Genomic DNA, 26,996 nt, shown 5'->3' with positions numbered 1-26,996 from the left:
GATGACGTCATGACGGCGCCGACCCGCGAGCTTCAGCTGCTGGAGATCTTCGTCGCCCTGGCTGACTCTCTCGTCGACGACTTCGACGTCGTCGACCTCCTCCAGCGACTCGTTGACGAGTGCATCTCGCTGTTCGATGCCGCGGCGGCCGGCATCCTCCTTCTCGGTCCGTCGGATGAACTCGAGGTAATCGTCTCGACGAGCGAGCGGAGCGAGCTCGTGGAGCTGATGCAGCTGAGGGCGGGGGCGGGTCCATGTGTTGAGGCTGCGACGACCGGGGAGGTGGTCTCCGTCGACGACATCGAGGCGATCGCTGACCGCTGGCCCGCTTTCGCGGCCGATGCCCGCGCCTCCGGATTCTCATCGATTCACGCGATTCCGTTGCGCTTGCGCGACTCGACGCTCGGATCTTTGAACCTCTTGAGGGATGAACCGGGCGCGCTCAATGCAGCCGATGCCGCCGCCGCCCGGGCGCTGGCGGACATCGCCACGATCAGCATCCTGCAGCAGCGGCTGGTCGAGGAGTCCGAACTCGCGCAGGCGCAGCTCCAGCGGGCGCTGGACAGCCGGGTGGTGATCGAGCAGGCCAAGGGATATCTCGCTCAGCGACAGAACATCGACATGGATGAGGCGTTCGCGCGGATCCGGAGTCATGCGCGCTCGACGCAGGCGCGAATCGGCGTCATCGCCGCCGACATCATCGCGGGGCGACTGCTCCTGTGACCGCGCCCGGCGCCGCCCGCTGGCGGGATCCGGCTAAAGGGTTTGCCGCTGCTGGAGCAGCGGACACTCGAAGGGGTCGCGTTCGCCGAGCCCGACCCTGTTGATGTAGCGGACGACGATTCCGTAGGACTGCCAGAGACCCGTCTCGGTGTATGCGACGCCGTGCTCCTGGCAGTAGGCGCGGATCGTCGCCGACGCCTCGCGGAGGTGCGGTCGGGGCATAGACGGGAACAGGTGATGCTCGATCTGGTAGTTGAGACCTCCCATGACCGTGTCCAACAGTCGGTTGCCTCGGATGTTCCGGCTCATCAGAACCTGACGACGGAGGAAGTCCACCTTCTGGTCGGCCGGGACGAGTGGCATCCCCTTGTGGTTCGGTGCGAACACCATGCCCATGTAGACGCCGAACACCCCGAGGTGAACGCCGATGAAGGCGAGGGCGATCCCGGGCGAAAGCACCAAGAACACCAGCACGACCAACCCGACGATCCGGACGGTGAGAAAGGCGATCTCGATCGGACGGCGACGCAGCGGTTCTCGTGAGAACACGCGACGCACGCTCGATGCGTGCAGCGAGAGACCTTCCAGCAGCAGGATCGGGAAGAACAGCACCCCCTGGTGTGCGATGAGCCAGCGCAGTGGTCCGCTTCGGCTGGCGCGCCGACGGTCCGCCTGCTCCGGGGTGAACGCGATGACGGGTAGTTCGATGTCGGGATCGCTGCCGATCTTGTTCGGGTTGGCGTGATGTCGCGTGTGCTTGTGCTGCCACCACCCGTAGCTCATTCCGACGAGGAGATTTCCGATCACCAACGTGGTCCAGTCGTTCCACCGACCGGAGCGGAAGATCTGCCGGTGGGCAGCGTCGTGCCCGAGCATGGCAACCTGCGTGAGAACGACGGCCAGCACGGTCGCCGTCACCAGCTGCCACCAGGTGTCGCCGATGAGGATAAGGCCGGTGAGCACACCCGCGATGGCGATGGGGGCCGCGAGGAGCTTCGTCCAGTAATAGCCGTAACGACGACGCATGAGGCCGCTTCGGGTCACGATCTGGGACAGTTCCGTGTAGCGGTTCGGCGCCTTCGGCGTCGCGGACCGCACGGATGCTGCGATCGATCCGGAAGGAGAGACGGTCATCTTGGTGCTCCTGTCATGTGAAGCGCGCACAGATCGTGTCGCATCAATGACGAAGTCCGGGCCATCTGTTCTCAGAGTATCCCCGTGAAACGCCGCTTCTCGCGGCGTCACGGTGAACGCACAGGAAGGCGGTAAGCGGCAAGATCGCAGGCGCCCGCGGGCAGCGACTGAGAGTCGCGGGATTGGCGCAGCCGCATTCGTCGCGGCCGGTGACGCGCGCGAGGTTCGCGCAACCTGTGAGGCGCACATGTTGGAGGCGTACCGTCAGGTCATGAAGACGCAGGCACGAACGAGCGGTGGAGACGCCGCGACGCTGGGCCTGGGATCGGTGCTGGTGAGCTCGTTGCCTGCAGCGCTGATGACAGAGGATGCCCCCGATCGTTACACGGTGGAGGCGGTATTCAGTCGCCGTCCCGAGCGGGAAGAGGTGACGGCGATCCTTGGCGATGAGACTCGCGACTGTCTCACCAAGTCGGGATACCCCACTGTTGAGGTGACAGTCTCCGATCGCCGCTTGGAGATCGCGAATACGAACCTGGAAGAGTTGCGGGATGGGCTGGCGAGTGTGCTCGCTGATCGGCTCGCCGAAATCAGCGCGGTCGTTCGCACGGCACGGGAGACGGCTGCCGCCCGCTTCGCCGACGCAACCGCCAGTGAGCATGAACGCGCGACGGCGGTGACAGCACTGGCGGCGTCGGTGGCGTTCAGGACCACGGGGAACACGCAGGCGCATGCGCCTGATGATGGCCGAGTCCACGCCTGAACTGAGCACCTGCACGTCAGCGCGTTTGCAATTGCCGGCCCGAAGAGAGGCGCTCATGTCCGCATGGTGGGAAGAACTTGTCTATGCGGTCACGGGGCGTGTCCGGCGTCACGATGACCTGCCAGACCTGCGACGGTTATCGTCGCGGTCCGTCGCACTGGAGCGGACGCACTACCTCGTCAACGATCGCGAGCGTCAGGGGCGTGAGCGTCGCGCGTACGTCCTTCGGCACGAGCCTGACAGCTCGCGAGGGTCGGTCAACATCGCCGTGTTCTCCAACGGGCGCGGTGTGGGCTATCTGCCGACGGATGTGGCGGAGGAGGTGCGGCCGTTCCTCGACCGGATCGGAGGCGCCGCAATCGTCAACGGTGCCGGAGTGAAGTCCGGAAGCATCCGACTCTGGGTCGATCTGCCCACGCGGAGCGCGCTCCACGGGTTCGTCGGAGGGGAGGCGGCGGACATGACGGACACCGCCGAACGAATGGAGACATAGGGAGGGAGCGACCGGCAAAGGTTCGCCCGAGGGAACCCCCGCTGAGCGCGGGTTCTCGCTATTCGGGGACGGATGCCTCAACCCGCGGCGTCGGCGATCACCTCGGCAGCGGCATCCCGTCCGAGCGCGAAGTAAGCGGGGTTGTCGTCGCTGTGGGCGAGCAGCATCAGCACGACGGCGACCGCCCATGCGTGTGCTCGCACCCAGACGTCGGCGTCGTAGCGCGGACCGGCCGCGCTGATGAAGCGCTCGCGCCCTGCGGCGTCGAACGCCAGCCATGCGACGGCCAGGTCGTACGCGGGATCCCCGGCGGTGACGTCTCCGAAGTCGATGATCCCCGCCAGCGCGCCGGCGCGACAGACGAGGTTGCCCGGGTGGAGGTCGCCATGGATCCACACCGGGGTCCGGCCCCAAGGGGTAGCTGACAGCCCTGCCTGCCAGACGGCGCCCAGAGCGCTCAAGGATCGTGCATCGAGGGTCGCGGCCGTTTCCAGCGTGCGCAGCCGCTCCTCCACGGCCTCTGCGCGTGTGGCGAGCGGGTTTCCGCGGAACGGGTTGATCGGGTGGTCCGCCGGGGCGTCGACGTGAAGTCCGTCGAGAGCGCGTGCCAGGGTGCCCGCCCATGCGCCGCGCTCGGCACGCGACTGCTCGATGGCGCTGATGCCGTCGACCCAGGGCACCACCGACCAGGCCCAGGGGTAGCCATGGCCGGCTACGCCGTCGATCACCGGGGCGGGAACGCGCACGCCGACCCGCGCGAGTCGCTCGGCGACGCCCGGAAGTACCGACTGCTCATGCAGCACGAGCGGCGCGGCGAGCGCACGACGGGGGAGACGCACCGCGTACTCGTCGCCCAGTCGCCAGACTTCGCTGTCCCAGCCTTCGGCGACCTTCTCGAGCGGCAGGTCCGCGGCGCCCGGGATCGCCGCCCCCGCCTGCGCGGCGAGCAGATCGCGGATGAGCCGGGCGTCGATGGAAACCTCGGCGGTGGGCTTGTCGGGCATTGTCCGAAGATACCCTGTTGTGTTCATGTGGGATTGTGTTGTATTGTGTGGGTATCCAACGGAGGTTGTCCCACATGTACGCGACGGAGCGCCACGAGCAGATCGAGCTCCTGTTGTCTGAACGCAGCCGGGTGAGCGTCGTCGAGCTCGCCGAGCGGTTCGACGTCACGACCGAAACCATCCGCCGTGACCTCGACCACCTCGAGTCGGCCGGCGCGTTGCGCCGCGTTCACGGGGGAGCGGTAGGCCGGGAGCGTGCCAGCACACGAGAGCCCTCGCTCGCCGAGCGTCTCGAACACCACGGCGGCGCCAAGGCCGCGATCGGCGTGCGGGCCCTCGATGCCCTCGGCGCCGACTTCACGGGGTCGGTCTTCCTCGACGCCGGCACGACCACCGCGGCCGTCGCCTCCGCACTGATTCCGCGCCTCTCGACGGCCCGCATCGAGGTCGTCACGCATTCGCTCACCCTCGGCCACACGCTCGCCGGCGTTCCCGGCGCCTCGCTCTCGCTGGTCGGAGGGCGGGTGCGCGGTCTCACCGCCGCGGCCGTCGGCGCCGACACCGTCCGCGCGATCGGCGCCCTGCGTCCCGACGTCGCCTTCATCGGCACCAACGGCGTCTCCGCGAGGTTCGGCCTCAGCACGCCCGACCCCGACGAAGCCGCGGTCAAGCGCGCGATCGTCGCGTCGGCGCGGCGCGTGGTCGTCGTGGCCGACGCCGAGAAGCTCGGCGCAGAGCTGCTCGTCGGCTTCGCGCCGCTGGCCGACATCGACGTGCTGGTGACGGATGCCGCACCCGACGCAGAACTCGCGTCCGCCCTCTCGGACGCCGACGTGGAGGTCTGGCTCGCATGATCGTGACACTCACCGCCAACCCGTCCCTCGACCGCACGGTGATGCTCCCCGCGCCGCTGCAGGTCGGCGACGTGCAGAGCGCCTCGTCCACGCGCGAGGACGCGGGCGGAAAAGGCATCAACGTCGCCCGCGCGATCACGGCGGCCGGCGAGGACTGCGCCGCGGTGCTGCCGCTCGCGCCGGGAGACCCGTTCGACGCCGCGCTGCGTGCGGCCGAGGTCGACGCGCGTCGAGTGCCGATCCGGGGGAACGTCCGCGCGAACATCGCGATCACCGACCCCGCCGGCGTCACGACGAAGCTGAACCTGCCGGGTGCCGAGCTGTCGCGCGACGAGGTCTCCGCGGTCGTCGACGCGGTGGTCGCAGCATCCGTCGACGCCCGTTGGCTGGTGCTGGCGGGCTCGCTGCCTCCCGGCGTTCCCGACGACTTCTACGTGCGCGTCATCACCGCGGTGCGCGCGGAGCACGGCGCGGACGCCCCGTTCATCGCCGTCGACACGTCCGGGCCCGCGCTGGCCGCGGTCGTCGCCGACGGCGCGCCCGACCTCATCAAGCCGAACGACGAAGAGCTCGCCGAGCTCGCCGGCGTCGCGATCGACGGCGCCGACCCGCGATCGGTGCTCGACGTCGCGCGGGCGCTCGTCCCCGCACGCGTCGGGGCCGCGCTCGTCACGCTGGGTTCGCGCGGGGCGCTCCTCGTCGACGCCGACGGAGCCTGGGCGGCCACTCCGCCGCCGATCCAGGTGGTGAGCACCGTAGGTGCGGGCGACAGTTCGCTCGCCGGCTACGTGCTCGCCGCGACACGCGGTGCCGACCAGGGCGAGCGGCTGCGGCTGGCCGTCCGCTACGGCGCTGCCGCAGCATCCCTTCCCGGCACGAAAGCGCCGACCCCCGCAGATCTTCCCACCGGCGACGTGCCCGTCACGCGCCTCGCCTGAGCACCAACCCACCCAACGACCGCAGGAGGTCACCGTGTCCGACACCATCACCCCAGGCCTGGTGAGCCTCGACGTCCCACTGGGCGCCGACAAGTCCGCCGTCATCCGGTCCCTCGCCGCACGCGTGGTCGCGCAGGGTCGCGCGACCGACGCCGAAGCGCTCTACGCCGACGCGTGGGCGCGTGAAGAGAAGGACGAGACCGGGCTTCCCGGCGGCATCGCGATCCCGCACGCCAAGAGCGCCGCGGTCACGACGCCGTCCCTCGCCTTCGCCCGCCTGACGCCCGGCGTCGACTTCGGTGCGCCGGACGGCGCTGCCGACCTCGTGTTCCTCATCGCCGCGCCGGCGGACGCCGCCGAGGCGCACCTCGCGGTGCTCTCGAAGCTCGCGCGGAGCCTCATGCAGGAGGACTTCACCTCGGGTCTGCGCGCCGCGAAGTCCGACGACGACGTGGTCGCGATCGTGCAGGCGGCGATCGGCGAGCGGGAAGCTGCGGCCGCCGCGGTCGCAACGCCGGCTGCCGCGGTCGCAACGCCGGCTGCCGCGGGACTCGACGTCGACGGGCGGCCCGCCCGTGTGGTCGCGGTGACATCGTGCGCCACCGGCATCGCGCACACCTTCATGGCGGCGGACGCGCTCACCGCCGCGGGCAAGAAGGCCGGCATCGACCTCAGAGTCGAGCCGCAGGGCTCCAGCGGCTACCAGGCGCTTCCCGCCGACGTCATCCGAGGCGCCGACGCCGTCATCTTCGCGACCGACGTCGACGTGCGGGAGCCGCAGCGGTTCGCCGGCAAGCCCGTCGTCCGCTCGGGCGTCAAGCGCGGCATCGAGCAGCCCGACCAGCTCATCGCCGAGGCCGTAGCCGCGGCGAACGACCCGTCGGCCACCCGCGTGGGCGGAGAGGCGAGCGCCGCCACGGCGGCTCCGACCGAGACCCTGTCGTGGGGCGCCCGAATCCAGCGGATCCTCCTCACCGGCGTCAGCTACATGATCCCGTTCGTCGCGGGTGGAGGTCTGCTCATCGCCCTCGGCTTCCTCATCGGCGGCGTGAACGTCGGCGACGAGGCGTTCGGCGTCATCGTCGACAACGCCCTGTGGGCGCTTCCTGCGGGCGGGCTCGCGCAGTACCTCGGCTCGGTGCTGTTCGTGATCGGTGTGACCTCGATGGGCTTCCTGGTCTCGGCCCTGGCGGGCTACATCGCGTTCGCGATCGCCGACCGTCCCGGCATCGCTCCCGGATTCGTCGCAGGTGCTGTCGCCGTCATCATGAACGCCGGCTTCATCGGCGGCATCGTCGGCGGTCTGCTCGCCGGATTCGTCGCCTGGTGGATCGGGCGGCTCAACGCTCCACGCTGGCTGCGGGGCCTGATGCCGGTCGTGATCATCCCGCTCGCGGCGTCGATCGTCGCCTCGGGGCTCATGATCCTGTTCCTCGGCCGCCCCATCGCGACCCTGATGGAGGGGCTCAACGCGTGGCTCACCGGTCTCGCGGCGACCGACGCGATCATCCTGGTGGGCGTCATCCTCGGTCTCATGATGTGCTTCGACCTGGGCGGGCCGGTGAACAAGGTCGCCTACGCGTTCGCGGTCGCGGGCCTCGCGTCCGCCTCGGCGGAGAACACCACGCCGTACCTGATCATGGCGGCCGTCATGACCGCGGGCATGGTTCCTCCGCTCGCCATGGCGCTCGCGTCGACCGTGCTGGCGCGCAACATGTTCCCGCCGGTCGAGCGTGAGAACGGCAAGGCGGCTTGGCTGCTGGGTGCGGCATTCATCAGCGAGGGTGCCATCCCGTTCGCGGCCGCCGACCCGCTGCGCGTCATCCCCTCGATGATGCTGGGCGGTGCCGTCACCGGCGCGCTGAGCATGGCGTTCGCCGTCGAGTCGCTGGCGCCCCACGGCGGCATCTTCGTCCTCTTCGCGATCAACCCGATCTGGGGCTTCCTCATCGCCCTCGCGGTCGGAACGGTGGTCTCGGCCCTCACGGTGATCGCGCTCAAGAAGTGGATCGCCCCGAAGGAGCTCGCCGAGGCCGAAGCACGCGTGCCCGTGGCGGCCTGAGGCCATCGTCCGCCAGAATCGGAATCGTCGACCGCCGAGGTCCGACACAGACAGGAGAGAACCATGGCAGAACGTCAGGCCACCATCGCCAGCAGCTCGGGACTCCACGCCCGCCCCGCGAAACTCTTCGTGCAGGCCGTGCAGGCGCAGCCGGTCCCCGTCACGATCGCCGTCGAGGGCGGTGCCGATCTCAATGCCGGCAGCATCCTGTCGCTGATGGGCCTCGGCGCCTCGCAGGGGACCGTCGTGACCCTCAAGGCCGATGGCGACGGCGCCGATGAGGCGCTCGACGCCCTGGTCGCACTGCTCGAGACGGACCTCGACGCGCAGTAACAGAACTGATGCGTGCGGTCGCAGACCGCACAAGAGCGACGGATGCCGCGGGTCGAAGCTGCCGCGGCATCCGTCGTCCGCGTTCTGCGGGGTCTTCCGAGCTCCGCGGTCAGATGTCGGTGCTGTCTCCGGGGTTCAGGACCACGAGCTCTCCACCGTCCTGCTCGGCGGCCCATCCCAGGCGGGCGCGCCCCATGTCGCGGCCCGCGACCGACAGCGTCATGTCGTGCGTGCCGAACACGCGCCGCGGCGCGACGGCGAGCACGAAGTCCATCGCCTCGCCGATCTTGAGCCACGGGGCGCCGACCGGCGATGCCAGGAGCTTCACCGTGCGGCCCTTCGGCACGGCGTAGGAGTCGCCGGGGTAGTAGAACTCGTCGTTCACGAGCACCCCGACGTTGTCGACGACCGGGATCGACTCATGGATCACCGCGTGCCGGCCGCCGAAGAACTCGAGGCGGAACGGCTCGGCGTCGACGACATCGCCGGGGTGCACGATGGTGATGTTGTAGCCTATGGCGGCCTTGGACACGCCCTCCGGGGCGAAGATCGGCGTGCCCGGGAACGTCTCGAGGATGCGGTCGAGGTGGTCGGGCGTCCAATGGTCGGGGTGCTCGTGGGTGATGACGATCCCGACGACGCCCTCGAGCTCCCCGAGCGGGGCGGTGAACGACCCGGGATCGAGGATCAGCGTTCGACCGGTGTCGACGAGGGTCAGGGTGGCGTGCTCGAACTTCGTGACTCGCATGCGTCGAGTCAAGCGTTCCGGGACTGCGGGGGCAAGCGAAGAGCCGCGGCGCGCCGATACCCGTGTCGATTTGGAACGGGCATGAGGCCCGTGGCATAATCGAACGGTTGCCTGAACGGCCCCATCGTATAGCGGCCTAGTACGCCGCCCTCTCACGGCGGTAACGCGGGTTCGAATCCCGCTGGGGTCACCAGTCAGGCAACAACGTCGCAATCTCGGTTGCGGCGCGCTGTACGGCCCCATCGTATAGCGGCCTAGTACGCCGCCCTCTCACGGCGGTAACGCGGGTTCGAATCCCGCTGGGGTCACACACGTGACAGAGCCCCCGAGTCCTCCAGGACCCGGGGGCTCTTCGTCGTTCTGCCGCTGGGAGGAGCGGGAGTGCTGCGGGCGACGCCCGCGCAGACGGCGACGATCATGTGGACGCGCCGGGGGTGTGGTCGGCGTCACCGGGCGACGGGCGCGGGGTCGCGGCATCCGTCCCGCGACGGCGAATGCGGACCAGTCGCACGATGCCCCAGACGACGAGGGCGGCGACGGCGGCCACGGCGAGCCAGGGGAGGAGGAACCCGATCGCGACCACGATGCCGTTCAGCGTCGCGACGAGGCCGTTCCAGCCCGCGGCGAGACCGTCGCCGAACCCGGCGGGGTCGGCGGTCACGGGTTCGACTTCGGGCACGACCGTCACCGACAGCGTCGACATGGCGACCTGGTCGTCGAGCATCTCGAGCTGCTGCTGGTAGGACTCCAGCGTGGCCTGGCGCTCCGACAGCGCCGCCTCCGCGGCGATGAGATCCGCGACACTCTGAGCCTGCGCCATGAGCTCGGTGAGGCGGTCCACAGACGCCTGTGCGGCGTCGATGCGGGCCTCGAGATCCACGGTCTGCTCGGTGACGTCCTGACGGGACAGGTTGGTCGCGGTCACTTCGCCGACATCGTCGAGCTCGTCGACGACGCTCTGCAGCTGATCGGCGGGGACGCGGACCGTGATCCACGCGCCGTCGGTCGGATACGGGTAGGGCATGGTGTCGTAGACGACGCCGCCCTCGGAGGGGCTGACCGGGTACACGATGCCGTCGCTGCCGACGCTCATCGACTCGACGTAGCCGCCGTGGGCGACCGCGGAGTTCGCGATGGCGCGCGCGGCCGCGTCGACCTCGTCGGCCGTGACCGTGGCGGAGGCAGTGGTGATGATGTCGCGGTCCGCGGCCTCGGCGCCCGCGGCGGTGTCTCCGGCGGACGCGTCGGGCGCGACCGTGAGCGGCGCGGACTCGCGCGTGTCGGTGCCCGACGAGTCGGAGCTGAACGAGCCGTCGCCGGAGTCGGCGGGCGCGACCGGCGCGACGGCGGACTCCTCGCTCGCACCGCCCGACGTGCCGACCAGCGATCCCACCGACGGCGCGATCACGGCGGCCACGGCGATCACTGCCGCGGCGGCGCCGCCGGCGATCCAGAGTCGACCTCGACGCGTACGGCGGGCCGACTGACGGGTGCGCTCGCGCGCGATGTCGGCGAAGAGCGCGTCCTCGATCTCATCGATCCGGTCGGCGCTGAGTTCGGGAAGGGATTCCGGGGTCTCGGGGACCAGGGACTGCGTGCTCATGTGCTCTCCTTGACAACGGTCCGCAGACGGGTGCGGATGCGGGAGAGACGGTTGCGGACGACCCCGTGGGCGACGCCCAGCTCATCGGCGGCCGCCTGATAGGCGTAGCCCTCGGTCGCGCACAGCCGGAAGATGGCGCGATCGAGCTCGCCCAGCCCTGCGACCTCGTTGAGGATCGCCTCGGCGAGCCGATCGTCGATCACCTGCTGCTCGACATCGACCGTCGAAGGAAGCGTCTCATCGGCGGCCGCCCCGGTGTGCTCGCGCTCGCGCCGCTGACGGCGGATGCGGTTCGCGCACTGGAACCGGCAGATCGTCGCGAGCCAGGGCAGCAGCGAATCGCCGGCGAGGTCGAGGCCGGGGAGCTTGCGCCAGGCGACGAGGAACGTCTCCTGCGTGACCTCCTCGGCGTCCGCCGGATTGCCGACCAGTCCGTGCGCCAGCCAGTACACCGGCCGCACGTACGCCCGATACAGGGTGCGGAAGGCGTGCTCGCTCCCGCCCGCAGCCAGCACCACGAGCTCGGCATCGCCCGGCAGGTCCTCGCCTGTCATCCCCATCCTCCGAATTGTCTCTCACCATGTCAGTGTCCGCACCGGCCGGATCGTCTCACGGGCAACGGTCGCACTGTGCCGAGCCTGTATTCTGTTGCGAGCGAGAGGGAGTATCCCGACTCGCGCATCCGTCATCACGGGTCCCGACAGAGCGACCCCGGGTGCGCGCCGCAGGCCGTTCCGCCGGCGGGGGAGAGACTTTCGGATTCCACCGACCCCTCGTACGTCCCCTTCGAAAGGCCCTCCATGGACCTCGAACTCCCGCTGTGGTTCGAAATCGGATCGCTCGTGATCCTCACCCTGATCCTGATCGCGGATCTGCTGCTCATCCTGAAGCGGCCGCACATCCCCTCGACGCGTGAGTCGACGCTGTGGGTCGTGTTCTACGTGACCCTCGCGCTCATCTTCGCGGGAATCATGTGGATCGTCGCCGGGCCCGAGTACGCCGGCCAGTTCGTCGCCGGCTGGCTCACCGAGTACAGCCTGTCGATCGACAACCTCTTCGTCTTCGTGCTTATCATGTCGCAGTTCGCGGTTCCGCGGCGCTATCAGCAGGAGGTGCTGATGGTGGGCATCATCATCGCCCTCGTGCTGCGCGGCATCTTCATCCTGGTCGGCGCGGCGGTGATCGAGCAGTTCAGCTGGGTCTTCTACATCTTCGGCGCGTTCCTCGTCTGGACCGCGTGGCGTCAGGCGTTCCCGGGCGGCGACCACGACTCCGATGTCAAGCAGGAGAACTTCGTCGTGCGCATGCTGCGCCGCACGATCGACATCAGCGACCACTACGACGGCGCCAAGATCCGCACCGTCGTGGACGGCAAGAAGATGTGGACGCCGATGATCATCGTCTTCGCGGCGATCGGCGTCACCGACCTGCTGTTCGCGATCGACTCGATCCCCGCGATCTTCGGCATCACGCAGAGCGCATTCATCGTCTTCACGGCGAACATCTTCGCCCTGATGGGTCTGCGCCAGCTCTACTTCCTGCTGGGCGACCTGCTCGATCGCCTCCGCTACCTGCACTACGGCATCGCATTCATCCTCGCGTTCATCGGCCTGAAGCTCGTCTTCCACGCCATGCACGTGAACGAGCTTCCGTTCATCAACAACGGTGAGCACATCGAGTGGGCTCCCGAGATCTCGACATGGATGTCGCTGGGTGTCATCGTCCTCTCGATGGCCGTGGCGACGATCGCGAGCCTCATCGCGTCGGCCCGCGACAAGAAGGCTGTGACGGCGGATGCTGCGGCCGCGGTCGTGGCGGATGAGAAGGGCACGCCTCCGACGGTCGACCACCCCCGTTCGGACGACGGTCGCTGATCCCGATCCGCTGAGCGTGCGCCTCGGGTCGCCGGCAGTCGCCGGCGGCCCGAGGCGTCGTTTCGAGCGGCTCGGGACCGGGCACGGCGACGGCAGATGACGGCGGCGGCGCGGGCGGCGGTTTCGGCGATGGTAGCCTGGGCACGTGCGGATCGCTCGCCTTCTCCTTAGCGGCCGCGACGAGTCCTAGTCTCAGGCCTCCCTCGTCGCGGAGTTCGTCGCGGGCCCCACCCCCATGCGGGCGCAGTCCCATAGAGGAGAACGAAGAGCAATGAGCACGACTGATGCATCCGGCATTCCCGACCGTCCCCGGACCCTCGCCGAGAAGGTGTGGGACGACCACGTCGTCGTCCGCGGCGAAGACGGTCAGCCGGACCTGATCTACATCGACCTGCACCTCGTGCACGAGGTCACCAGCCCCCAGGCCTTCGACGGTCTGCGGGCGGAGGGTCGTCCGGTGCGGCGGCTGGATCTGACGATCGCGACGGAGGACCACAACACCCCGACGCTCGACATCGACAAGCCGATCGCCGATCTCACCAGTCGCACGCAGATCGAGACGCTGCGGCGCAACGCCGCCGAGTTCGGTGTGCGTCTGCACTCGCTGGGTGACAAGGAGCAGGGCATCGTCCACGTGGTGGGCCCGCAGCTCGGCCTGACGATGCCGGGTATCACGGTGGTGTGCGGCGACTCGCACACCTCGACGCACGGCGCCTTCGGGGCGATGGCGTTCGGCATCGGCACCAGCGAGGTCGAGCACGTGCTCGCGACGCAGACGCTGCCGCTGAAGCCCTTCAAGACGATGGCGATCACGGTCGAGGGTGAGCTGCGGCCCGGCGTCTCGGCCAAGGACATCGTGCTGGCGATCATCGCCAAGATCGGCGCGAACGGCGGACAGGGCTACGTTCTCGAATTCCGCGGCAGCGCCGTCCGGTCCCTCTCGATGGAGGGCCGCATGACGATCTGCAACATGTCGATCGAGGCGGGCGCCCGTGCCGGGATGGTCGCGCCCGACGAGACCACGTTCGCGTACGTGAAGGGCCGCGAGCACGCGCCGACCGGTCAGGACTGGGACGACGCGGTCGCGTACTGGCGGACGCTGCCCAGCGACGAGGGCGCCGTGTACGACGCCGAGGTGTTCCTCGACGCCGCCGAGCTCGAGCCGTTCGTGACCTGGGGCACCAACCCCGGTCAGGGCGTCTCGCTGAGCGCGTCCGTGCCGTCGCCCGACGACTTCGCCGATCCCAACGAGCGGGCCGCCGCAGAGCGCGCACTCGAGTACATGGACCTCGTGCCCGGCACCCCGCTCAAAGCGGTCCCGGTGGATGCCGTGTTCATGGGTTCGTGCACGAACAGCCGCATCGAGGACCTCCGTGCGTTCGCGTCGGTCATCGAGGGCCGCAAGAAGGCCGACGGCGTGCGTGTCATGGTCGTCCCGGGCTCGGCCCGGGTCCGACTCGAGGCCGAGGCCGAGGGCCTCGACAAGGTCTTCGAGGAGTTCGGCGCCGAGTGGCGTTTCGCGGGGTGCTCGATGTGCCTGGGCATGAACCCCGACCAGCTCGCACCGGGGGAGCGCTGCGCCTCCACGAGCAACCGCAACTTCGAAGGCCGCCAGGGCAAGGGGGGTCGCACACACCTCGTGTCGCCGCTCGTCGCCGCAGCCACCGCCGTCATGGGCCGCCTCGCGAGCCCGGGCGATCTTCCCGCGCCCGTCGGGGCCGCAGCCGAGGGCACGGAGGCCTGACATGGAGAAATTCACGACGCATACCGGCATCGCGGCCCCGTTGAAGCGCTCCGCCGTCGACACCGACCAGATCATCCCGGCCGTCTACCTGAAGCGCGTCACCAAGACGGGCTTCGAGGACGCGCTGTTCGCGAGCTGGCGTCAGGACCCCGAGTTCGTGCTCAACCAGCCGGCGTACGCGGGCGCGAGCATCCTCGTCGCCGGCCCCGACTTCGGCACCGGCTCGAGCCGCGAGCACGCGGTGTGGGCATTGCGCGACTTCGGATTCAAGGTCGTGCTGAGCCCGCGCTTCGCCGACATCTTCCGAGGGAACGCGGGCAAGCAGGGCCTGGTCGCCGGAGTGATCTCCGAAGCGGACCTCGAGGCCGCGTGGGCCGCCATCGAGGCGGATCCCGGCGTCTCGATGACGGTCGATCTCGAGGCCCGCACGGCGCGCATCGGCGCGCTGGAGCTGCCTTTCGAGATCGACGATTACACTAGGTGGCGGCTTCTCGAAGGGCTCGATGACATCGGGCTCACGCTGCGCGACGCAGACAAGATCGCGCAGTTCGAGGCTCGCCGAGAGGCGTGGCGGCCGCGGACACTTCCCGTTCCGTGAGCCGGGCCGGGCGCCCAGAACCCGGGCGCCCGACCGTCGCAAGCCCCCTCTGCACACCAAGTGAGGACCACCGGATGAAGCCGCTCCTGAACGTCGCCGCCGGCGAAAGCACCACTGCCGAAGCGGGAGAGCAGGAACTGACCGGTGAAGTCCTGGCGATCCGGGGCGGGCGACCGCTGACGGGTCGCGTCGAGGTGAAGGGCGCCAAGAACCTCGTCACCAAGGCCATGGTGGCAGCTCTCCTCGGCGAGACGGCCAGCACGCTGCGCGACGTCCCCGACATCAGCGACGTCCAGGTCGTCCGCTCGCTCCTCGAGGTCCACGGCGTGCGCGTCGTCGACGGCGAGGAGGAGGGCACGATCCACCTCGATCCCAGCGGCGCCGTGGCGGCCCACTTCGAGGAGATCGACGCGCACGCCGGGGCATCCCGCATCCCGATCCTGTTCTGCGGGCCCCTGCTGCACCTGCTCGGCGAAGCGCTCATCCCCGATCTCGGCGGCTGCCGCATCGGCGACCGTCCGATCAACTTCCACATGGACGCGCTGCGCGCCTTCGGCGCCGTCGTCGACAAGAGCTACGAGGGCATCCGGATCACCGCGCCCAACGGGCTCCACGGCGCGAACATCGAGCTGCCGTACCCGAGCGTCGGTGCGACCGAGCAGGTGCTCCTGACCGCGGTGCGGGCGAAGGGCGTGACAGAGCTGCGCAATGCCGCGATCGAGCCCGAGATCATGGACCTCATCGCGGTGCTCCAGAAGATGGGCGCGATCATCTCGTACGAGCCGAACCGCGTCATCTTCATCGAGGGGGTCGACTCGCTGCGCGGCTACGACCACCGGGCGATCTTCGACCGCAACGAGGCCGCCTCGTGGGCGTGCGCGGCGTTGGCCACCGACGGCGACATCTTCGTCGGCGGCGCACGCCAGCAGGAGATGCTGACCTTCCTCAATGTCTTCCGCAAGGCCGGCGGATGGTTCGACGTCCGCGAGGACGGCATCCAGTTCCGCCGCGGCGGGGCGCTCAAGCCCGTCGTCGTCGAGACCGACGTGCACCCCGGCTTCATGACGGACTGGCAGCAGCCGCTCATCGTCGCGCTCACGCAGGCCGAGGGCGAGTCGACCGTCCACGAGACCGTGTACGAGAACCGGCTCGGCTTCACCGAGGCGCTGAACCTCATGGGCGCCGACATCGTCGTGCACCGTGACGGCATCGATGCACCCGGCCGGCGTGTTCCCCGCCGGGCCCTCGAGCAGGCCGCCGTGATCAACGGCCCCACGCCCCTGCACGGCGCCGATGTGGTGGTCCCTGACCTGCGCGGCGGGTACAGCTACGTGATCGCGGCGCTGGCCGCCGAGGGGGAGTCGGTCGTCCGCAACGTCGGCATCATCCGTCGCGGCTACGAGAAGTTCTTCGCCAAGCTCGAGCAGCTCGGCGCCGACTTCGACGTCATCGGATAGCCCGGTGGCCACCGATCGTCCGCGCGCATCGGCCGAGAAGACGCGACCGAGCGCCTTCTGGCCGCTGGCCGGCCTCCTCGTGCCGCTCTTGAGTCTGCTCTTCAAGCTCGAGATCGAGGACGGCAGGAAGCTCCCGCGCGACGGCGCGTTCGTGCTCGCTCCGAACCACATGAGCGAGATCGATCCGCTCGTGGTCGCCCTCGCCGTGTGGCGTCTGGGCCGGGCCCCGCGGTTCATGGCGAAGGAGAGCCTGTTCCGTGTGCCGGTGCTGGGCTGGGTCCTGCGCATCACGGGGATGGTGCCGGTCGCGCGGGCGACCTCCGCCGCCGCGGCACGAGCGACGCTCGAGGCATCCGAGACCCTCGTGCAGCATGGCCGCGGGGTCATCGTCTACCCGGAGGGCTCGCTCACCCGCGAGCCGAACCTGTGGCCCATGCGCGGCAAGACCGGCGCGGTCCGTCTCGCGCTGGCCGGCGGCATCCCGGTCATCCCGATGGCGCAGTGGGGCGCCCAGCAGGTGCTCCCGCGCTACGGCAAGCTCAAGCTCTGGCCTCTGCGCCGCCGCGTGCGCGTGATCGTCGGCGACCCGGTCGATCTCTCGGCGTTCGTCGGGTCGGTGTCGTCGCAGACCGCGCTCGTCGAGGCGACGGACACCGTGATGGCCGACATCTCGGGCCTGCTCTCGCAGCTGCGCGGCGAGCCCGCGCCCGCCCAGCGGTGGAACCCGGCCGATCACGGCCAGAAGGAGACGGGGCGCCTTGAGCCGTAGGCAGGATGCTGCGCGCCCGCGCGTCGCCGTCGTCGGCGCGGGCAGCTGGGGGACGACGTTCGGCAAGATCCTCGCCGACGGCGGCGCCCACGTCACCATGTGGGCGCGTCGCCCGGAACTCGCGAGCGAGATCCAGGAGGGCAAGCGCAACAGCGAGTACCTCCCCGGGATCAACCTGCCGCGCGACATGCACGCGACCCACCACCTGTCGGAGGCGCTCGACGGCGCTGAGCAGATCTACCTGTCGATCCCGAGCCAGGCGGTGCGCCAGAACCTCAAGGCGGTGCGGCCGCTGATCTCGCAGAGCGACGTCCCCATCGTGTCGCTCATGAAGGGCGTCGAGCGGCGCACGGGCCTTCGCATGAGCCAGGTGATCGAGCAGGAGCTGCACTGCGACCCCGCGCGCATCGCGGTGGCGTCCGGTCCGAACCTCGCCCTCGAGATCGCGCGCGAGCAGCCCACCGCGGCCGTCATCTCGTCGACGAGCCAGGAGACCGCCGAGGCCGTCGCGCGCCGCGCGCGCAACACGTACTTCCGCACGTTCGTCAACACCGACGTGATCGGCACCGAGTTCGGCGGTGTGCTCAAGAACCTCATCGCCGTGGCGATCGGCATCGTCGACGGTGTCGGCTACGGCGAGAACACGAAAGCGTCGATCATCACGCGCGGCCTCGTCGAGATGACGGACTTCGCCGTCGCGTTCGGCGCGCAGCACGAGACGCTGCAGGGTCTCGCCGGACTCGGCGACCTCATCGCGACGTGCCAGTCGCCGCTCAGCCGCAACAACACCGCCGGGCGACTGCTCGGCCAGGGCTATCGCTTCGACGACGTCGTCAAGCAGATGAACCAGACGGCGGAGGGGCTCGCGTCCGTCGCGCCCATCCTCCAGCTGGCGCGGGAGGTGGGCGTGCAAATGCCCATCGTCGAGCAGGTGAAGATGGTGCTCGACGGCACCATGAACCCTCGTGACATCGCGCCGCACCTTACGACCGACGACGACACCCCCCAGGGCGAGAGGACGACGAATGGACAAGCCGGCGGTGGCGGTGCTCTTTGGCGGTCGATCCAGCGAGCACTCGATCAGTTCCGCAACGGCGGGCGGGGTGCTGCGGGCGATCGACCGTGACAGTTACCGCGTGATCCCGGTGGGGATCACGCGCGACGGCGTGTTCGTCCTCGAGGACGACGACCCCGGCAAGTTCGCGCTCGATGCCGAGCGGCTCCCCGAGGTCGTCGACAACGGCACCCGCATCCTGTGGCCCGAGGTCGGCGAGCGAGAGATCCGGGTGCGCCGCGCCGACGGCACGGTCGACGGCTTGGGTGCCCTCAATGTCGTGCTGCCGATCCTGCACGGGGTGCACGGCGAGGACGGCACCATCCAGGGCTTCTTCGACACCCTCGAGATCCCGTACGCGGGCGGCGGTGTGCTCGATTCGGCGCTGTGCATGGACAAGCACTTCATGAAGATCGTCCTGCAGGCCGCCGGCGTGCCGGTATCTCCGTGGGTCACGGTGACCGAGGAGCGCTGGGAGCGCGACCCGGAGGGAGTGCGAGCGGATGCTGCGGCCCTCGGTGAGCCGTCCTTCGTGAAGCCTGCCCGCGCGGGGTCGAGCGTCGGCGTCTCGAAGGTCCACGATGCGTCCGAGCTCGACGCGGCGCTCGCGCTGGCGTTCGCCGAGGACGACAAGGTGCTCATCGAGTCGGCGATCGTCGGCCGCGAGGTCGAGGTCGCGATCCTCGAGGGACGCGGCGGCGCCGCCCCGCGGGCATCGCTGCCCGGCGAGATCGTGCTCACGACGCGCGAGTTCTACGACTTCGAGGGCAAGTACCTCGGCGGCGACGGCGCCGAGGTGGTCTGCCCCGCCGACCTGACCGACGGCGAGATCGCGGCGATCCAGGATCTCGGCGTCCGTGCCTTCCAGGCCGTCGACGGCAAGGGCCTCGCACGTGTCGACTTCTTCCTCGCCGCGGACGGGCTCTACGTCAACGAGCTCAACACGATGCCGGGGTTCACGCCGATCTCGATGTTCCCGAAGTGCTGGATCGCGTCCGGCATGTCGTACCCCGAGCTGATCACAGAGCTCATCGACACGGCGCTGGAGCGCACCACCACGACCGAGCAGGTTCGGGCGACGCGCTGAACGCGGCTCACGAGCCTCAGGGTGCGGGCGTCGCCTCTCCCCGATCGAGGCACTGGCCGTCGACCGGGAGCACGCTCACGAGCGGCGACAGCGCGTCGAGCACGTCGCGGCTCGACACCCCGTCGCCGTTCTCGTCGGCGGTCGTGTCGAGGTAGATCTCGACGGCGGGCGTTCGGCCGAACGTGGTCACGCGGAACCTCGGCGCATCGGAGTCGTCGATGATCCAGTCGACGCCGGCCACGTCCTGGCAGGGGAGCGTGGTCGGCCCCGGCGGCTCCACGCCGCATGTCAGCAGCACCTTCGAGTCTCCGGGTGAGCCCCACGCGCCGGTCGCCTGCGCGTCGGTCCACAGCCGTGCCTGCCCGCTGACCGTCCCTGGCAGGTTCGAGGTGACCTCCGCGCACAGCGGGTCGTTCGCCGCCGCCGCCGGATCGAGGTCGACCGTCGTGGTGCATCCCGTCAGCCCGACAGCGGCCACCATCGTGAGGCCGAACGCAACCAGGGAGGGGAGAGCACGCACCATTCCAGGCTAACCCGGCGGCGCTGCCCGCTCAGTCCGCACCGGTAGCGTGGATGTGTGGTCGAAGAGCGCATGGATCCGACGGTGGGCGAGCTCAGCGAGGGGCGCATCCTGCGCCGGATCCTCGAGCGTCTCGGCGATTCGAACGCCCTCGTCGGGCCGGGCGACGACGCCGCGGTGATCGCCGCCGCGGACGGCCGGGTGGTGGCGACGGTCGACACGCTGGTCCACGGCCCCGACTTCCGCCTCGCATGGTCGAGCGCGTTCGACCTCGGGTACAAGGCAGCCGCCGTCAACCTCGCGGACGTGGCGGCAATGGGCGCCACTCCCACGGCCCTGCTCGTGGCCCTCGCGATGCCCGATGCGACGCGGCTCTCGTTCGTCACCGGCATCGCCGACGGCCTCCGCGCCGCCTGCCGCGACCTCGCACCCGGCTGCCGCGTCGAGGGCGGCGATCTCACCGTCTCCGACACGCTCACGATCGCCGTCACCGCGCTCGGGGCGCTCGCGGGTCGTGCACCCGTGCTGCGCTCGGGCGCCGAACCCGGAGACCTGGTCGCGGTCGCCGGCGAGCTGGGGAGCGCCGCGCGAGGGCTCAGCATCCTCTTCGAACGATTCACGGATGCCGCGGGCCACCCGATCCCTGTCGACGAGAGTCATCTCGACCCCGCGGAGCTCACCGATCTCGTGGCGCAGCTGCGTCCTTCTCCACCCGTGTGGCTGGGACCCGAGGCGGCCGAGGCGGGTGCCACCGCGATGATGGACGTGTCGGACGGCCTCGTGCTCGATGCATCGCGCATGGCCGCAGCATCCGACGTCACGATCGCCCTCGAGTCGGCGTCGCTCGGATCCGATGTCGCCTCCGCCCTTGCGGGCGGCGAGGATCACGCGCTGCTCGCGACCTTCCCGGCGAACCGCCCGCTGCCGCGCGGGTTCGTCCGGGTGGGGATGGTGCAGCCGCGCGGTCACGACGCGGTGCTCGTCGACGGCCGACCGCACGATGGTCGCGGCGGCTGGGACCCCTACCGCGACTGGGACGCCGGCACGGGATGACCCGGTGTCGCCGACACCCGCTACGGTGACACGGTGACCCAGCTGCTGCCCCGCTCGACGCCCGAGCGTCAGTCCGTGCCGTCTGCCGCGATCTCACGACTGATCCGTCGGCTCGACGGCATCTCGCACATCCACACGCTGACCGTCGTGCGTCACGGGCACGTCATCGCCGAGGCGACGTGGGCGCCGTACGAGCGGGAGCTGCCGACCGCGATGTACTCGGTGAGCAAGAGCTTCACGTCGATCGCCGTCGGGCTGGCCGTCGAGGAGGGCCTGCTCGCGATCGACGACCGTGTGGTCGACCTGCTTCCCAGGCTCGCACCCGAGCGGCCCTCCGCGCACCTCGCAGCCTTGACGGTGCGACACCTGCTCACGATGACGACGGGTCACGCGATCGAGCCGCCGTTCGACGATGAGGACTGGGCCCGGGCCGCCCTCGCCGCCGAGCTGCGGCACGAGCCTGGCACGCACTGGATGTACAACACGCCGGCGACGCACCTGCTGTCGCAGATCCTTCAGACGATCACCGGCGAGCGGCTCCTCGACTACCTGACGCCGCGTCTGTTCGATCCGCTCGGGTTCCGCGGTCCCGAGTGGGAGCAAGGCCCTACAGGCGTCGACGCCGGCGGCTTCGGGCTCTCCATCCGCCCCGAGGAGCTCGCCGCATTCGGCCAGCTGCTTGTGCAGCGCGGCGCGTGGGAGGGAGCGCAACTGGTTCCGGCCGAGTGGATCGATGCGGCGACCAGCCGTCAGGTGGCGAACAGCACGGGCATCGGCGACTGGAGCCAGGGCTACGGATTCCAGTTCTGGCGCTGCCGCCATGACGCGTACCGCGGCGACGGCGCGTTCGGCCAGTACGTCGTGGTGATCCCCGGGTTCGACACCGTCGTCGCGATCACCGGCGGACTGCCCGACATGCAGCCGCCGCTGGACGCGATCTGGGACACGCTGCTGCCGGCATTCGACACGGAAGAGCAGTCGGTCGAGCTCGTCGCGGCGGCGCCGATCGCCGCGATCGACGGGGAGCGACGCGGCGGCGAGGTCGCCTTCGACTACGACGGGCCGCTGCGACGCATCCGTGTGAGCGACGGGCTCCTCGAGATCGACGGGTCGGCGCTGCCGTGTGTTCCTGGCGCGTGGTCGGCCGCGACGTTCCCGCCCGATCCGGCCGCGAACCGCTTCTGGTACGGCGACCGGGTCGCGGTGTCGGGCGGCTGGCACGATGACAGATTCCGTGCCGACGTGCGTCTGCTCGGCGACGCCGCGACATTCCACCTCGAGCTCGACGCGTCGGGCCATCTGCGCATCACGAGGGACGTCGGATTCGACGGCACTCAGGTCTGGGAGGGCGATGCCGTCGATCAGTCGGCGGTGGTCGCCCACCACATCGCCGTGTCGCCGTAGCGCTTCGAGCGCGTGGCGACGAGCCCGTCGGGCAGGCTCGGCTCGGGGGAGCGCGAGGCGCGTTCGATCACGACGTCCGCTCCGGCCGAGAGGACCGGGACGAGCAGCGCGAGGGTCGACGACAGCTCCGTCTCGCCGACGTCGTACGGCGGGTCGAGGAAGACCAGGTCGAACGGTCCTCGCACCGAGCGGAGGAACGCGTCGGCTGACGAACGGTGCACGCGGATCGCAGCATCCGTCCCCACGGCCTTCGCGACGCGGCTCGCGTTGCGCTGCACGATGGTCGCCGCCCGCGGAGACTTCTCGACGAGGTCGGCGGATGTCGCCCCCCGGCTCACCGCCTCGAGGCCGAGGGCGCCGGAACCCGCGTAGAGGTCGAGGACGGCGGCGCCGCGCAGAACGTCGGCGGATTCCAGAGCCCCGAAGAGAGACTCGCGTACCCGATCGCTCGTGGGGCGGGTGCCGGCGTCCGGCACATCGAGCATGAGCGAGCCCGCACGGCCGGCGATGATGCGCGTCACCCTCTCACGATATCGGCCCGCCGCCGTGCGGCTCCGCAGGGGCCGCCCTGTGATCGCCGGTGGGGGAGCCCGGAATCGATGGGGGTCGACATGAATCGCATTGGCATCAGGGTTTCGTCGGCGGTGGTCGCGTTCGTCGCGGCCGCACTCGTCCTTGCGGGGTGCGCGACCGGCGGCGGGTCGTCGCCGACGACATCGCCGACCACTTCGGCGTCACCGTCCGAATCACCCACCGCCTCACCGACACCGACGCCGACACCGAGTGCGTCGGTCGCGGTGACGCTGCCCACCGACTGCACGAAACTCGCGACTCCGGCGACGTGGCAGGCGGCGGTCGGCGATATGACGCTGCAGAGCAACGGCGAGGGCTTCGTGCGGCCGGCTCCCGAGGGCGCCACGCTCGCGCTGGGCTGCGACTGGATCGTCGGCGATGCGACCGGGATGCTGCTTCTCATCAGCACCGCGACGCCCGAGGCTGTCAGCGCCGCGGTGGCAGACCTTCCCGCGCAGGGCTACACGTGCCAGGTCTCGGACGACTTCGGCGCCGACTTCTGCGTACTGCCTGGACAGGGCACCGACACCGAGGAGATGATCGTCGCCCGGGATGGCGTGTGGATCTACCTGTCCACCGTGAACCGCAACGGGCGCGCGTTCCTCTCCGAGATCGTGGAGTCCATCTTCGCCTGAGCAACGCGACGTCGCCGGTCGCTCCTAGACTCGTGGCGTGGCCTCCTTCACCCTCGACTCGAGCCTCGGCGGCGCGATCGGCGGAAAGACCGCGGCGGCGCTCGAGCGTGCGTTCGGCATGAAGACAGTCGGCGACCTGCTCGTCCACTATCCCCGCCGCTATGCCCGCCACGGCGAGCTGACGCCGATCTCGACACTGCCGCTCGGCGAGCCGGTGACGATCGTCGCCGAGGTGCGCCGCGTCAGCGAACGACGCATGAAGAACCGGAACGGCTCGCTGCTTGAGGTCGTGATCAGCGACGGCAACGGCGAGATGTCACTGACCTTCTTCAACCAGTCGTGGCGGGTGCGTGACCTGCAGCCCGGCAGACAGGGCATCTTCGCGGGCAAGGTGGGCATCTACAAGGGCGTACAGCAGCTCGCCCACCCCGACTACGAGCTGTTCGAAGACGCCGACACGGCGCGGATGAAGGTGCAGGCGAATGCCAACCTGCCGATCCCGATCTATCCGGCCACCAGCACGGTCGCCAGCTGGCAGCTGCAGAAGACAGTGGAGCTGGTCCTCGACGGTCTGGGCGAGATCCCCGAGCCTCTCACCGACGAGCTGCGCGCACGGCACGGCCTGATCGGGGCACGCAGCGCGATCGAGCGCATCCACCGCCCCGACGATTTCGACCAGATCGAGCCTGCGCGCGCGACGCTGCGCATGCAGGAGGCCTTCGTCCTCCAGGTCGCGCTCCTGCAGCAGCGGCAGTTCGTCCGTGCGCTGTCGGCGACCACGCGCGCTCCGGGAGCGCTGCTCGAGCGATTCGACGAGTCCCTGCCTTTCCCGCGGACGCCCGACCAGGTCACGGTCGGCGACGACGTCGCGCGCGACCTCATGGGCGACTGGCCCATGAACCGCCTCGTCCAGGGCGAGGTCGGCTCGGGCAAGACGCTGGTCGCGTTGCGCGCCATGCTCCAGGTCGCCCAGTCAGGCGGTCAGTCCGCTCTCATCGCGCCGACCGAAGTCCTCGCGGCGCAGCACGTGCGGTCGATCGCACGGATGCTGGGCCCGAAGCTCGCTCCCGAGCTCATGCCCACGCTCCTGACCGGGCAGCTCCCGGCGGCCGAGCGCCGGAAGGCCGCACTGCGTGCCGCGTCGGGGCAGGCCCTCATCGTCGTCGGCACCCACGCGCTCCTGAGCGAGAGCACGACCTTCGCCGACCTCGGCCTCGTCGTGGTCGACGAGCAGCACCGCTTCGGCGTCGAGCAGCGCGAGTCGCTGCGCGCCAAGGGCTCCTCGCCGCACGCCCTGGTGCTCACGGCGACGCCCATCCCGCGCACGGTGGCGATGACCGTCTTCGGCGACCTCGACGTCTCGACGATCCGGACGATGCCGGCCGGCCGCGCCGGCATCGAGACCTACGTCGCGCCGCTGGCCGAGCGCTCGAGCTGGTTCGCGCGCGTCTGGGAGCGCATCGCCGAGGAGGTCGCCCAGGGGCGCCAGGCGTTCGTCGTCTGCGCCGCCATCGACGCCGAGAAGCTCACCAAGGACGACACCGCCGACGAGCCCGCCGGCGACACCGGGGGCGAGGCGACCCGCACCCGCTGGGGCGTCGTGCAGGTCGCCGACCTGCTGTCGCGGCATCCGTCATTCGAGAACATCAGGGTCGAGATCCTGCACGGCAAGATGCCGTCCGACGAGAAGGACGCTGTCATGCAGGCCTTCGCCCGCGGCGATATCGACGTGCTCGTGGCGACCACCGTGGTCGAGGTGGGCGTCGATGTGCCGAACGCGTCGACGATGGCGATCCTCGAGGCCGACCGGTTCGGTGTGTCGCAGCTGCACCAGCTGCGCGGACGCGTCGGCCGCGGCGGGATCCCGGGTCTGTGCCTGCTGGTGACCGAGGCGCCGCTCGGCACGCCCGCGCGCGAGCGGGTGGACGCCGTGGCCTCGACCCTCGACGGATTCGCGCTGGCGGAGGTCGACCTCGAGCTCCGCGGCGAGGGCGACGTGCTCGGCGACGCGCAGTCCGGGGCGCGGTCGTCGCTTCGACTGCTGCGTGTCGTGAAGGACGCCGACATCATCTCCGAAGCGCGGGTGGCGGCCGAGCAGCTGATCGCCGACGACCCGGCGCTGCTGCGGCATCCCGGGCTCGCGGCCGCCCTCGAGCGCAACGTCGGAATGGCCGAGCGCGCTGCGCTCGCCAAGAACTGACGCGTTCGGAGCGCCTTCGGACGGCCCACTAGGCTGGACCGCATGAGCAGCCGGATCGCCGTCGTCCCGGGATCTTTCGATCCGCCGACCCTCGGTCATCTGGACGTGATCCGCCGTGCCGCCTCGCTGTACGACCAGCTCCACGTGCTCGTCGTGCACAATCCCGGCAAAGAGGCGATGCTGCCCATCGCGCAGCGCCAGTCGCTCCTGGAGCAGTCGATCGCCGAGGCCGAGATCGAGGGCGACGTGATCGTCGCGTCGTGGAGCATGGGCCTGCTGGTGGACTACGCGACGGACGTCGGAGCCGGCGTGCTGGTGAAGGGCATCCGCTCGCAGGTCGATGTGGCGTACGAGACGCCGATGGCGATCGTGAACCGCCACCTCGCTCACGTCGAGACCGTTTTCCTGCTCCCAGACCCTGCGCACGCGCTCGTCTCGAGCTCGCTGGTGCGTCAGGTCGCGTCGCTCGGGGGCGATGTCTCCCCGTTCGTGCCGCCCGCCGTGGCGCGGTTCCTCGACACCGGCGCGCGCGGCATCTGACCGGAAACCGCGGCTAGGCTGGAGCCGTGGTCAGAAAGCATGTGACGGGTCCGTTCGTCCTCCCGGTCCGCGACATCGCCCACCGCTCGGGAGAGATGCGCGAGCATACCCTCGAGGTCCCAGCCCCCGAGAAGTGGGGCGAGGGTCTCGTCGCCGTCGCCGAGGGGGAGCCCCTCGTGCTGGACGTGCGTCTGGAGTCGGTGCACGAGGGCATTCTCGTCTCCGGAGAGGTCGACACGGAGTACACCGGCATCTGCAGTCGGTGCCTCATCGACATCGCCGAAGGGCTCAAAGTCGAGTTTCAGGAGCTTTTCGCGTATCCTGGGGAGGAAGAAACTGACTTCGAGGTTCAAGACGACCACGTGGATCTTGAAACTCTGGTCAGGGAAGCGGTCGTCCTGTCGCTTCCGTTTCAGCCGGTATGCCAGCCGGATTGCCCCGGACTCGATCCGATAACGGGCGAGCGACTGGCCGAGAATGCCGGAACGCCGCAGAGCGAGCCTCTCGATCCACGATGGGCCGCGCTCCAGGACTTCACCACGAGCCACGACGACGAAGCACCGCGCCCCCGCGGTTGACAGCGGCGTCGAGAACACAGAAGAGAGCTAGCCATGGCAGGTAACCCCCCGAAGCGGAAGGTCTCCCGCTCCAACACTCGCTCGCGTCGCGCGCAGTGGAAGGCCGAGGCCCCCACGCTCGTCAAGACCGTCGAGAACGGCAAGACCGTCTACAGCCGTCCGCACCAGGCGAAGGTCGTCACCGACTCGCAGGGCACCGAGCTGTTCCTCGAGTACAAGGGCCGCAAGGTCGCCGACGTCTGATCGTCGCGCACG

The 26,996-nt window shown here is 69.8% G+C and carries 28 protein-coding genes and 2 tRNA genes; 23 read left to right on the top strand and 7 right to left on the bottom strand.

Annotation, left to right across the window (positions count from 1 at the left end):
* The first annotated feature begins 9 nt into the window (after nucleotides 1-9).
* Complete coding sequence (locus ACVN90_RS10700; RefSeq protein ID WP_475098251.1) at nucleotides 10-723, top strand: GAF and ANTAR domain-containing protein; 714 nt, start codon at nucleotides 10-12, stop codon at nucleotides 721-723.
* Between the two features lie 33 nt (nucleotides 724-756).
* On the opposite strand, the gene ACVN90_RS10695 is transcribed toward ACVN90_RS10700, so the two are convergent.
* Nucleotides 757-1,857, bottom strand: a complete 1,101-nt coding sequence (locus tag ACVN90_RS10695; protein ID WP_475098250.1) for a fatty acid desaturase family protein — start codon at nucleotides 1,855-1,857, stop codon at nucleotides 757-759.
* Between the two features lie 271 nt (nucleotides 1,858-2,128).
* Between ACVN90_RS10695 and ACVN90_RS10690 the strand changes: the two genes are divergently transcribed.
* Nucleotides 2,129-2,620: a hypothetical protein gene (locus ACVN90_RS10690; RefSeq protein ID WP_475098249.1), complete on the top strand. Its 492-nt coding sequence runs from the start codon at nucleotides 2,129-2,131 to the stop codon at nucleotides 2,618-2,620.
* The gene (locus ACVN90_RS10685; RefSeq protein ID WP_475098248.1) at nucleotides 2,589-3,113 is read left to right on the top strand and encodes a hypothetical protein; all 525 of its coding nucleotides are present in this window, start codon (nucleotides 2,589-2,591) and stop codon (nucleotides 3,111-3,113) included. Before ACVN90_RS10690 ends, ACVN90_RS10685 begins: the two co-directional genes overlap by 32 nt.
* 77 nt (nucleotides 3,114-3,190) lie before the next feature.
* Here the strand turns inward: ACVN90_RS10685 and ACVN90_RS10680 are convergent, their stop codons facing one another.
* A complete protein-coding gene (locus ACVN90_RS10680; RefSeq protein WP_475098247.1) occupies nucleotides 3,191-4,117 on the bottom strand; it encodes an aminoglycoside phosphotransferase family protein in 927 nt (308 codons plus the stop codon).
* A 74-nt stretch (nucleotides 4,118-4,191) separates the two neighbouring features.
* Between ACVN90_RS10680 and ACVN90_RS10675 the strand changes: the two genes are divergently transcribed.
* The 4 genes from ACVN90_RS10675 (at nucleotide 4,192) to ACVN90_RS10660 (ending at nucleotide 8,304) form a co-directional block, all read left to right on the top strand.
* A complete protein-coding gene (locus ACVN90_RS10675; protein ID WP_475098246.1) occupies nucleotides 4,192-4,971 on the top strand; it encodes a DeoR/GlpR family DNA-binding transcription regulator in 780 nt (259 codons plus the stop codon).
* Entirely contained in the window at nucleotides 4,968-5,909 is a 942-nt protein-coding gene (gene pfkB, locus ACVN90_RS10670) for a 1-phosphofructokinase (RefSeq protein ID WP_475098245.1), read from the top strand. Before ACVN90_RS10675 ends, pfkB begins: the two co-directional genes overlap by 4 nt.
* 34 nt (nucleotides 5,910-5,943) lie before the next feature.
* Complete coding sequence (locus ACVN90_RS10665; protein WP_475098244.1) at nucleotides 5,944-7,971, top strand: PTS fructose transporter subunit IIABC; 2,028 nt, start codon at nucleotides 5,944-5,946, stop codon at nucleotides 7,969-7,971.
* Nucleotides 7,972-8,034: 63 nt separating this feature from the next.
* Nucleotides 8,035-8,304 carry an HPr family phosphocarrier protein gene (locus ACVN90_RS10660; RefSeq protein ID WP_116193108.1) on the top strand — a complete coding sequence of 90 codons (270 nt, stop codon included), beginning with the start codon at nucleotides 8,035-8,037 and terminating at the stop codon, nucleotides 8,302-8,304.
* A 109-nt stretch (nucleotides 8,305-8,413) separates the two neighbouring features.
* On the opposite strand, the gene ACVN90_RS10655 is transcribed toward ACVN90_RS10660, so the two are convergent.
* Nucleotides 8,414-9,052 carry an MBL fold metallo-hydrolase gene (locus tag ACVN90_RS10655; protein WP_475098243.1) on the bottom strand — a complete coding sequence of 213 codons (639 nt, stop codon included), beginning with the start codon at nucleotides 9,050-9,052 and terminating at the stop codon, nucleotides 8,414-8,416.
* Nucleotides 9,053-9,169: 117 nt separating this feature from the next.
* Between ACVN90_RS10655 and ACVN90_RS10650 the strand changes: the two genes are divergently transcribed.
* A tRNA-Glu gene (locus ACVN90_RS10650) sits at nucleotides 9,170-9,245 on the top strand.
* A 42-nt stretch (nucleotides 9,246-9,287) separates the two neighbouring features.
* Nucleotides 9,288-9,360, top strand: a tRNA-Glu gene (locus ACVN90_RS10645).
* 107 nt (nucleotides 9,361-9,467) lie between these two features.
* Here the strand turns inward: ACVN90_RS10645 and ACVN90_RS10640 are convergent.
* Both ACVN90_RS10640 and ACVN90_RS10635 read right to left on the bottom strand, forming a co-directional pair.
* A complete protein-coding gene (locus ACVN90_RS10640) occupies nucleotides 9,468-10,655 on the bottom strand; it encodes a DUF4349 domain-containing protein (protein ID WP_475098242.1) in 1,188 nt (395 codons plus the stop codon).
* A complete protein-coding gene (locus ACVN90_RS10635; protein WP_475098241.1) occupies nucleotides 10,652-11,209 on the bottom strand; it encodes an RNA polymerase sigma factor in 558 nt (185 codons plus the stop codon). Before ACVN90_RS10635 ends, ACVN90_RS10640 begins: the two co-directional genes overlap by 4 nt.
* Before the next feature lie 246 nt (nucleotides 11,210-11,455).
* On the opposite strand from ACVN90_RS10635, the gene ACVN90_RS10630 reads away from it, so the two are divergent.
* From ACVN90_RS10630 to ACVN90_RS10600, 7 genes are all read left to right on the top strand, one after another.
* Entirely contained in the window at nucleotides 11,456-12,529 is a 1,074-nt protein-coding gene (locus ACVN90_RS10630; RefSeq protein ID WP_475098240.1) for a TerC family protein, read from the top strand.
* Nucleotides 12,530-12,800: 271 nt separating this feature from the next.
* Entirely contained in the window at nucleotides 12,801-14,273 is a 1,473-nt protein-coding gene (gene leuC, locus ACVN90_RS10625; protein WP_475098239.1) for a 3-isopropylmalate dehydratase large subunit, read from the top strand.
* A 1-nt stretch (nucleotide 14,274) separates the two neighbouring features.
* Nucleotides 14,275-14,871 (top strand): 3-isopropylmalate dehydratase small subunit, encoded by a 597-nt coding sequence (leuD, locus tag ACVN90_RS10620; protein ID WP_116193114.1) that lies wholly within the window; start codon nucleotides 14,275-14,277, stop codon nucleotides 14,869-14,871.
* 74 nt (nucleotides 14,872-14,945) lie between these two features.
* Nucleotides 14,946-16,328: a UDP-N-acetylglucosamine 1-carboxyvinyltransferase gene (murA, locus tag ACVN90_RS10615; protein ID WP_475098238.1), complete on the top strand. Its 1,383-nt coding sequence runs from the start codon at nucleotides 14,946-14,948 to the stop codon at nucleotides 16,326-16,328.
* A 4-nt stretch (nucleotides 16,329-16,332) separates the two neighbouring features.
* Nucleotides 16,333-17,097 carry a lysophospholipid acyltransferase family protein gene (locus tag ACVN90_RS10610; RefSeq protein WP_475098237.1) on the top strand — a complete coding sequence of 255 codons (765 nt, stop codon included), beginning with the start codon at nucleotides 16,333-16,335 and terminating at the stop codon, nucleotides 17,095-17,097.
* On the top strand, nucleotides 17,087-18,223 hold the full coding sequence (locus tag ACVN90_RS10605) for an NAD(P)H-dependent glycerol-3-phosphate dehydrogenase (RefSeq protein ID WP_475098236.1): 1,137 nt from the start codon (nucleotides 17,087-17,089) through the stop codon (nucleotides 18,221-18,223). The genes ACVN90_RS10610 and ACVN90_RS10605 overlap by 11 nt, the downstream gene beginning before the upstream one ends.
* Nucleotides 18,123-19,238: a D-alanine--D-alanine ligase family protein gene (locus ACVN90_RS10600; protein ID WP_475098235.1), complete on the top strand. Its 1,116-nt coding sequence runs from the start codon at nucleotides 18,123-18,125 to the stop codon at nucleotides 19,236-19,238. Before ACVN90_RS10605 ends, ACVN90_RS10600 begins: the two co-directional genes overlap by 101 nt.
* Before the next feature lie 16 nt (nucleotides 19,239-19,254).
* Here the strand turns inward: ACVN90_RS10600 and ACVN90_RS10595 are convergent, their stop codons facing one another.
* Nucleotides 19,255-19,758, bottom strand: coding sequence for a DUF3515 family protein (locus ACVN90_RS10595; protein WP_475098234.1), 504 nt, complete (start codon nucleotides 19,756-19,758; stop codon nucleotides 19,255-19,257).
* 72 nt (nucleotides 19,759-19,830) lie between these two features.
* Between ACVN90_RS10595 and thiL the strand changes: the two genes are divergently transcribed.
* Both thiL and ACVN90_RS10585 read left to right on the top strand, forming a co-directional pair.
* The gene (gene thiL / locus ACVN90_RS10590; protein WP_475102099.1) at nucleotides 19,831-20,811 is read left to right on the top strand and encodes a thiamine-phosphate kinase; all 981 of its coding nucleotides are present in this window, start codon (nucleotides 19,831-19,833) and stop codon (nucleotides 20,809-20,811) included.
* Nucleotides 20,812-20,844: 33 nt separating this feature from the next.
* Complete coding sequence (locus tag ACVN90_RS10585) at nucleotides 20,845-22,215, top strand: serine hydrolase domain-containing protein (protein WP_475098233.1); 1,371 nt, start codon at nucleotides 20,845-20,847, stop codon at nucleotides 22,213-22,215.
* On the opposite strand, the gene rsmD is transcribed toward ACVN90_RS10585, so the two are convergent.
* Nucleotides 22,173-22,736, bottom strand: a complete 564-nt coding sequence (gene rsmD, locus ACVN90_RS10580; protein ID WP_475098232.1) for a 16S rRNA (guanine(966)-N(2))-methyltransferase RsmD — start codon at nucleotides 22,734-22,736, stop codon at nucleotides 22,173-22,175. The genes ACVN90_RS10585 and rsmD overlap by 43 nt on opposite strands.
* A 90-nt stretch (nucleotides 22,737-22,826) precedes the next feature.
* On the opposite strand from rsmD, the gene ACVN90_RS10575 reads away from it, so the two are divergent.
* Genes ACVN90_RS10575 through rpmF form a run of 5 tightly spaced genes read left to right on the top strand, consistent with a single transcriptional unit; the run spans nucleotide 22,827 to nucleotide 26,984 of the window.
* Nucleotides 22,827-23,423, top strand: coding sequence for a hypothetical protein (locus tag ACVN90_RS10575; protein WP_475098231.1), 597 nt, complete (start codon nucleotides 22,827-22,829; stop codon nucleotides 23,421-23,423).
* 37 nt (nucleotides 23,424-23,460) lie between these two features.
* Complete coding sequence (locus ACVN90_RS10570; protein ID WP_475098230.1) at nucleotides 23,461-25,623, top strand: ATP-dependent DNA helicase RecG; 2,163 nt, start codon at nucleotides 23,461-23,463, stop codon at nucleotides 25,621-25,623.
* Between the two features lie 42 nt (nucleotides 25,624-25,665).
* Nucleotides 25,666-26,163: a pantetheine-phosphate adenylyltransferase gene (coaD, locus tag ACVN90_RS10565; protein WP_056367579.1), complete on the top strand. Its 498-nt coding sequence runs from the start codon at nucleotides 25,666-25,668 to the stop codon at nucleotides 26,161-26,163.
* 41 nt (nucleotides 26,164-26,204) lie between these two features.
* The gene (locus ACVN90_RS10560; RefSeq protein ID WP_374978209.1) at nucleotides 26,205-26,741 is read left to right on the top strand and encodes a YceD family protein; all 537 of its coding nucleotides are present in this window, start codon (nucleotides 26,205-26,207) and stop codon (nucleotides 26,739-26,741) included.
* A gap of 33 nt (nucleotides 26,742-26,774) precedes the next feature.
* A complete protein-coding gene (rpmF, locus tag ACVN90_RS10555) occupies nucleotides 26,775-26,984 on the top strand; it encodes a 50S ribosomal protein L32 (protein ID WP_045297913.1) in 210 nt (69 codons plus the stop codon).
* Nucleotides 26,985-26,996 lie beyond the last annotated feature (12 nt).

The organism is Microbacterium sp. F01 (assembly GCF_056156365.1).
Note: the sequence above shows the minus strand (reverse complement) of the source record. Positions and strands in the feature narration are given on the sequence as shown.

Coding starts and splice junctions, on each gene's coding strand:
- ACVN90_RS10600 (WP_475098235.1), top strand. CDS start 18,123: ATGGACAAGCCGGCGGTGGCGGTGCTCTTTGGCGGTCGATCCAGCGAG.
- ACVN90_RS10660 (WP_116193108.1), top strand. CDS start 8,035: ATGGCAGAACGTCAGGCCACCATCGCCAGCAGCTCGGGACTCCACGCC.
- ACVN90_RS10695 (WP_475098250.1), bottom strand. CDS start 1,857: ATGACCGTCTCTCCTTCCGGATCGATCGCAGCATCCGTGCGGTCCGCG.
- ACVN90_RS10635 (WP_475098241.1), bottom strand. CDS start 11,209: ATGACAGGCGAGGACCTGCCGGGCGATGCCGAGCTCGTGGTGCTGGCT.
- ACVN90_RS10685 (WP_475098248.1), top strand. CDS start 2,589: ATGCGCCTGATGATGGCCGAGTCCACGCCTGAACTGAGCACCTGCACG.
- ACVN90_RS10575 (WP_475098231.1), top strand. CDS start 22,827: ATGAATCGCATTGGCATCAGGGTTTCGTCGGCGGTGGTCGCGTTCGTC.
- ACVN90_RS10655 (WP_475098243.1), bottom strand. CDS start 9,052: ATGCGAGTCACGAAGTTCGAGCACGCCACCCTGACCCTCGTCGACACC.
- ACVN90_RS10690 (WP_475098249.1), top strand. CDS start 2,129: ATGAAGACGCAGGCACGAACGAGCGGTGGAGACGCCGCGACGCTGGGC.
- leuC (WP_475098239.1), top strand. CDS start 12,801: ATGAGCACGACTGATGCATCCGGCATTCCCGACCGTCCCCGGACCCTC.
- ACVN90_RS10675 (WP_475098246.1), top strand. CDS start 4,192: ATGTACGCGACGGAGCGCCACGAGCAGATCGAGCTCCTGTTGTCTGAA.
- ACVN90_RS10700 (WP_475098251.1), top strand. CDS start 10: ATGACGGCGCCGACCCGCGAGCTTCAGCTGCTGGAGATCTTCGTCGCC.
- leuD (WP_116193114.1), top strand. CDS start 14,275: ATGGAGAAATTCACGACGCATACCGGCATCGCGGCCCCGTTGAAGCGC.
- ACVN90_RS10640 (WP_475098242.1), bottom strand. CDS start 10,655: ATGAGCACGCAGTCCCTGGTCCCCGAGACCCCGGAATCCCTTCCCGAA.
- murA (WP_475098238.1), top strand. CDS start 14,946: ATGAAGCCGCTCCTGAACGTCGCCGCCGGCGAAAGCACCACTGCCGAA.
- ACVN90_RS10630 (WP_475098240.1), top strand. CDS start 11,456: ATGGACCTCGAACTCCCGCTGTGGTTCGAAATCGGATCGCTCGTGATC.
- coaD (WP_056367579.1), top strand. CDS start 25,666: ATGAGCAGCCGGATCGCCGTCGTCCCGGGATCTTTCGATCCGCCGACC.
- rpmF (WP_045297913.1), top strand. CDS start 26,775: ATGGCAGGTAACCCCCCGAAGCGGAAGGTCTCCCGCTCCAACACTCGC.
- thiL (WP_475102099.1), top strand. CDS start 19,831: ATGGATCCGACGGTGGGCGAGCTCAGCGAGGGGCGCATCCTGCGCCGG.
- ACVN90_RS10680 (WP_475098247.1), bottom strand. CDS start 4,117: ATGCCCGACAAGCCCACCGCCGAGGTTTCCATCGACGCCCGGCTCATC.
- pfkB (WP_475098245.1), top strand. CDS start 4,968: ATGATCGTGACACTCACCGCCAACCCGTCCCTCGACCGCACGGTGATG.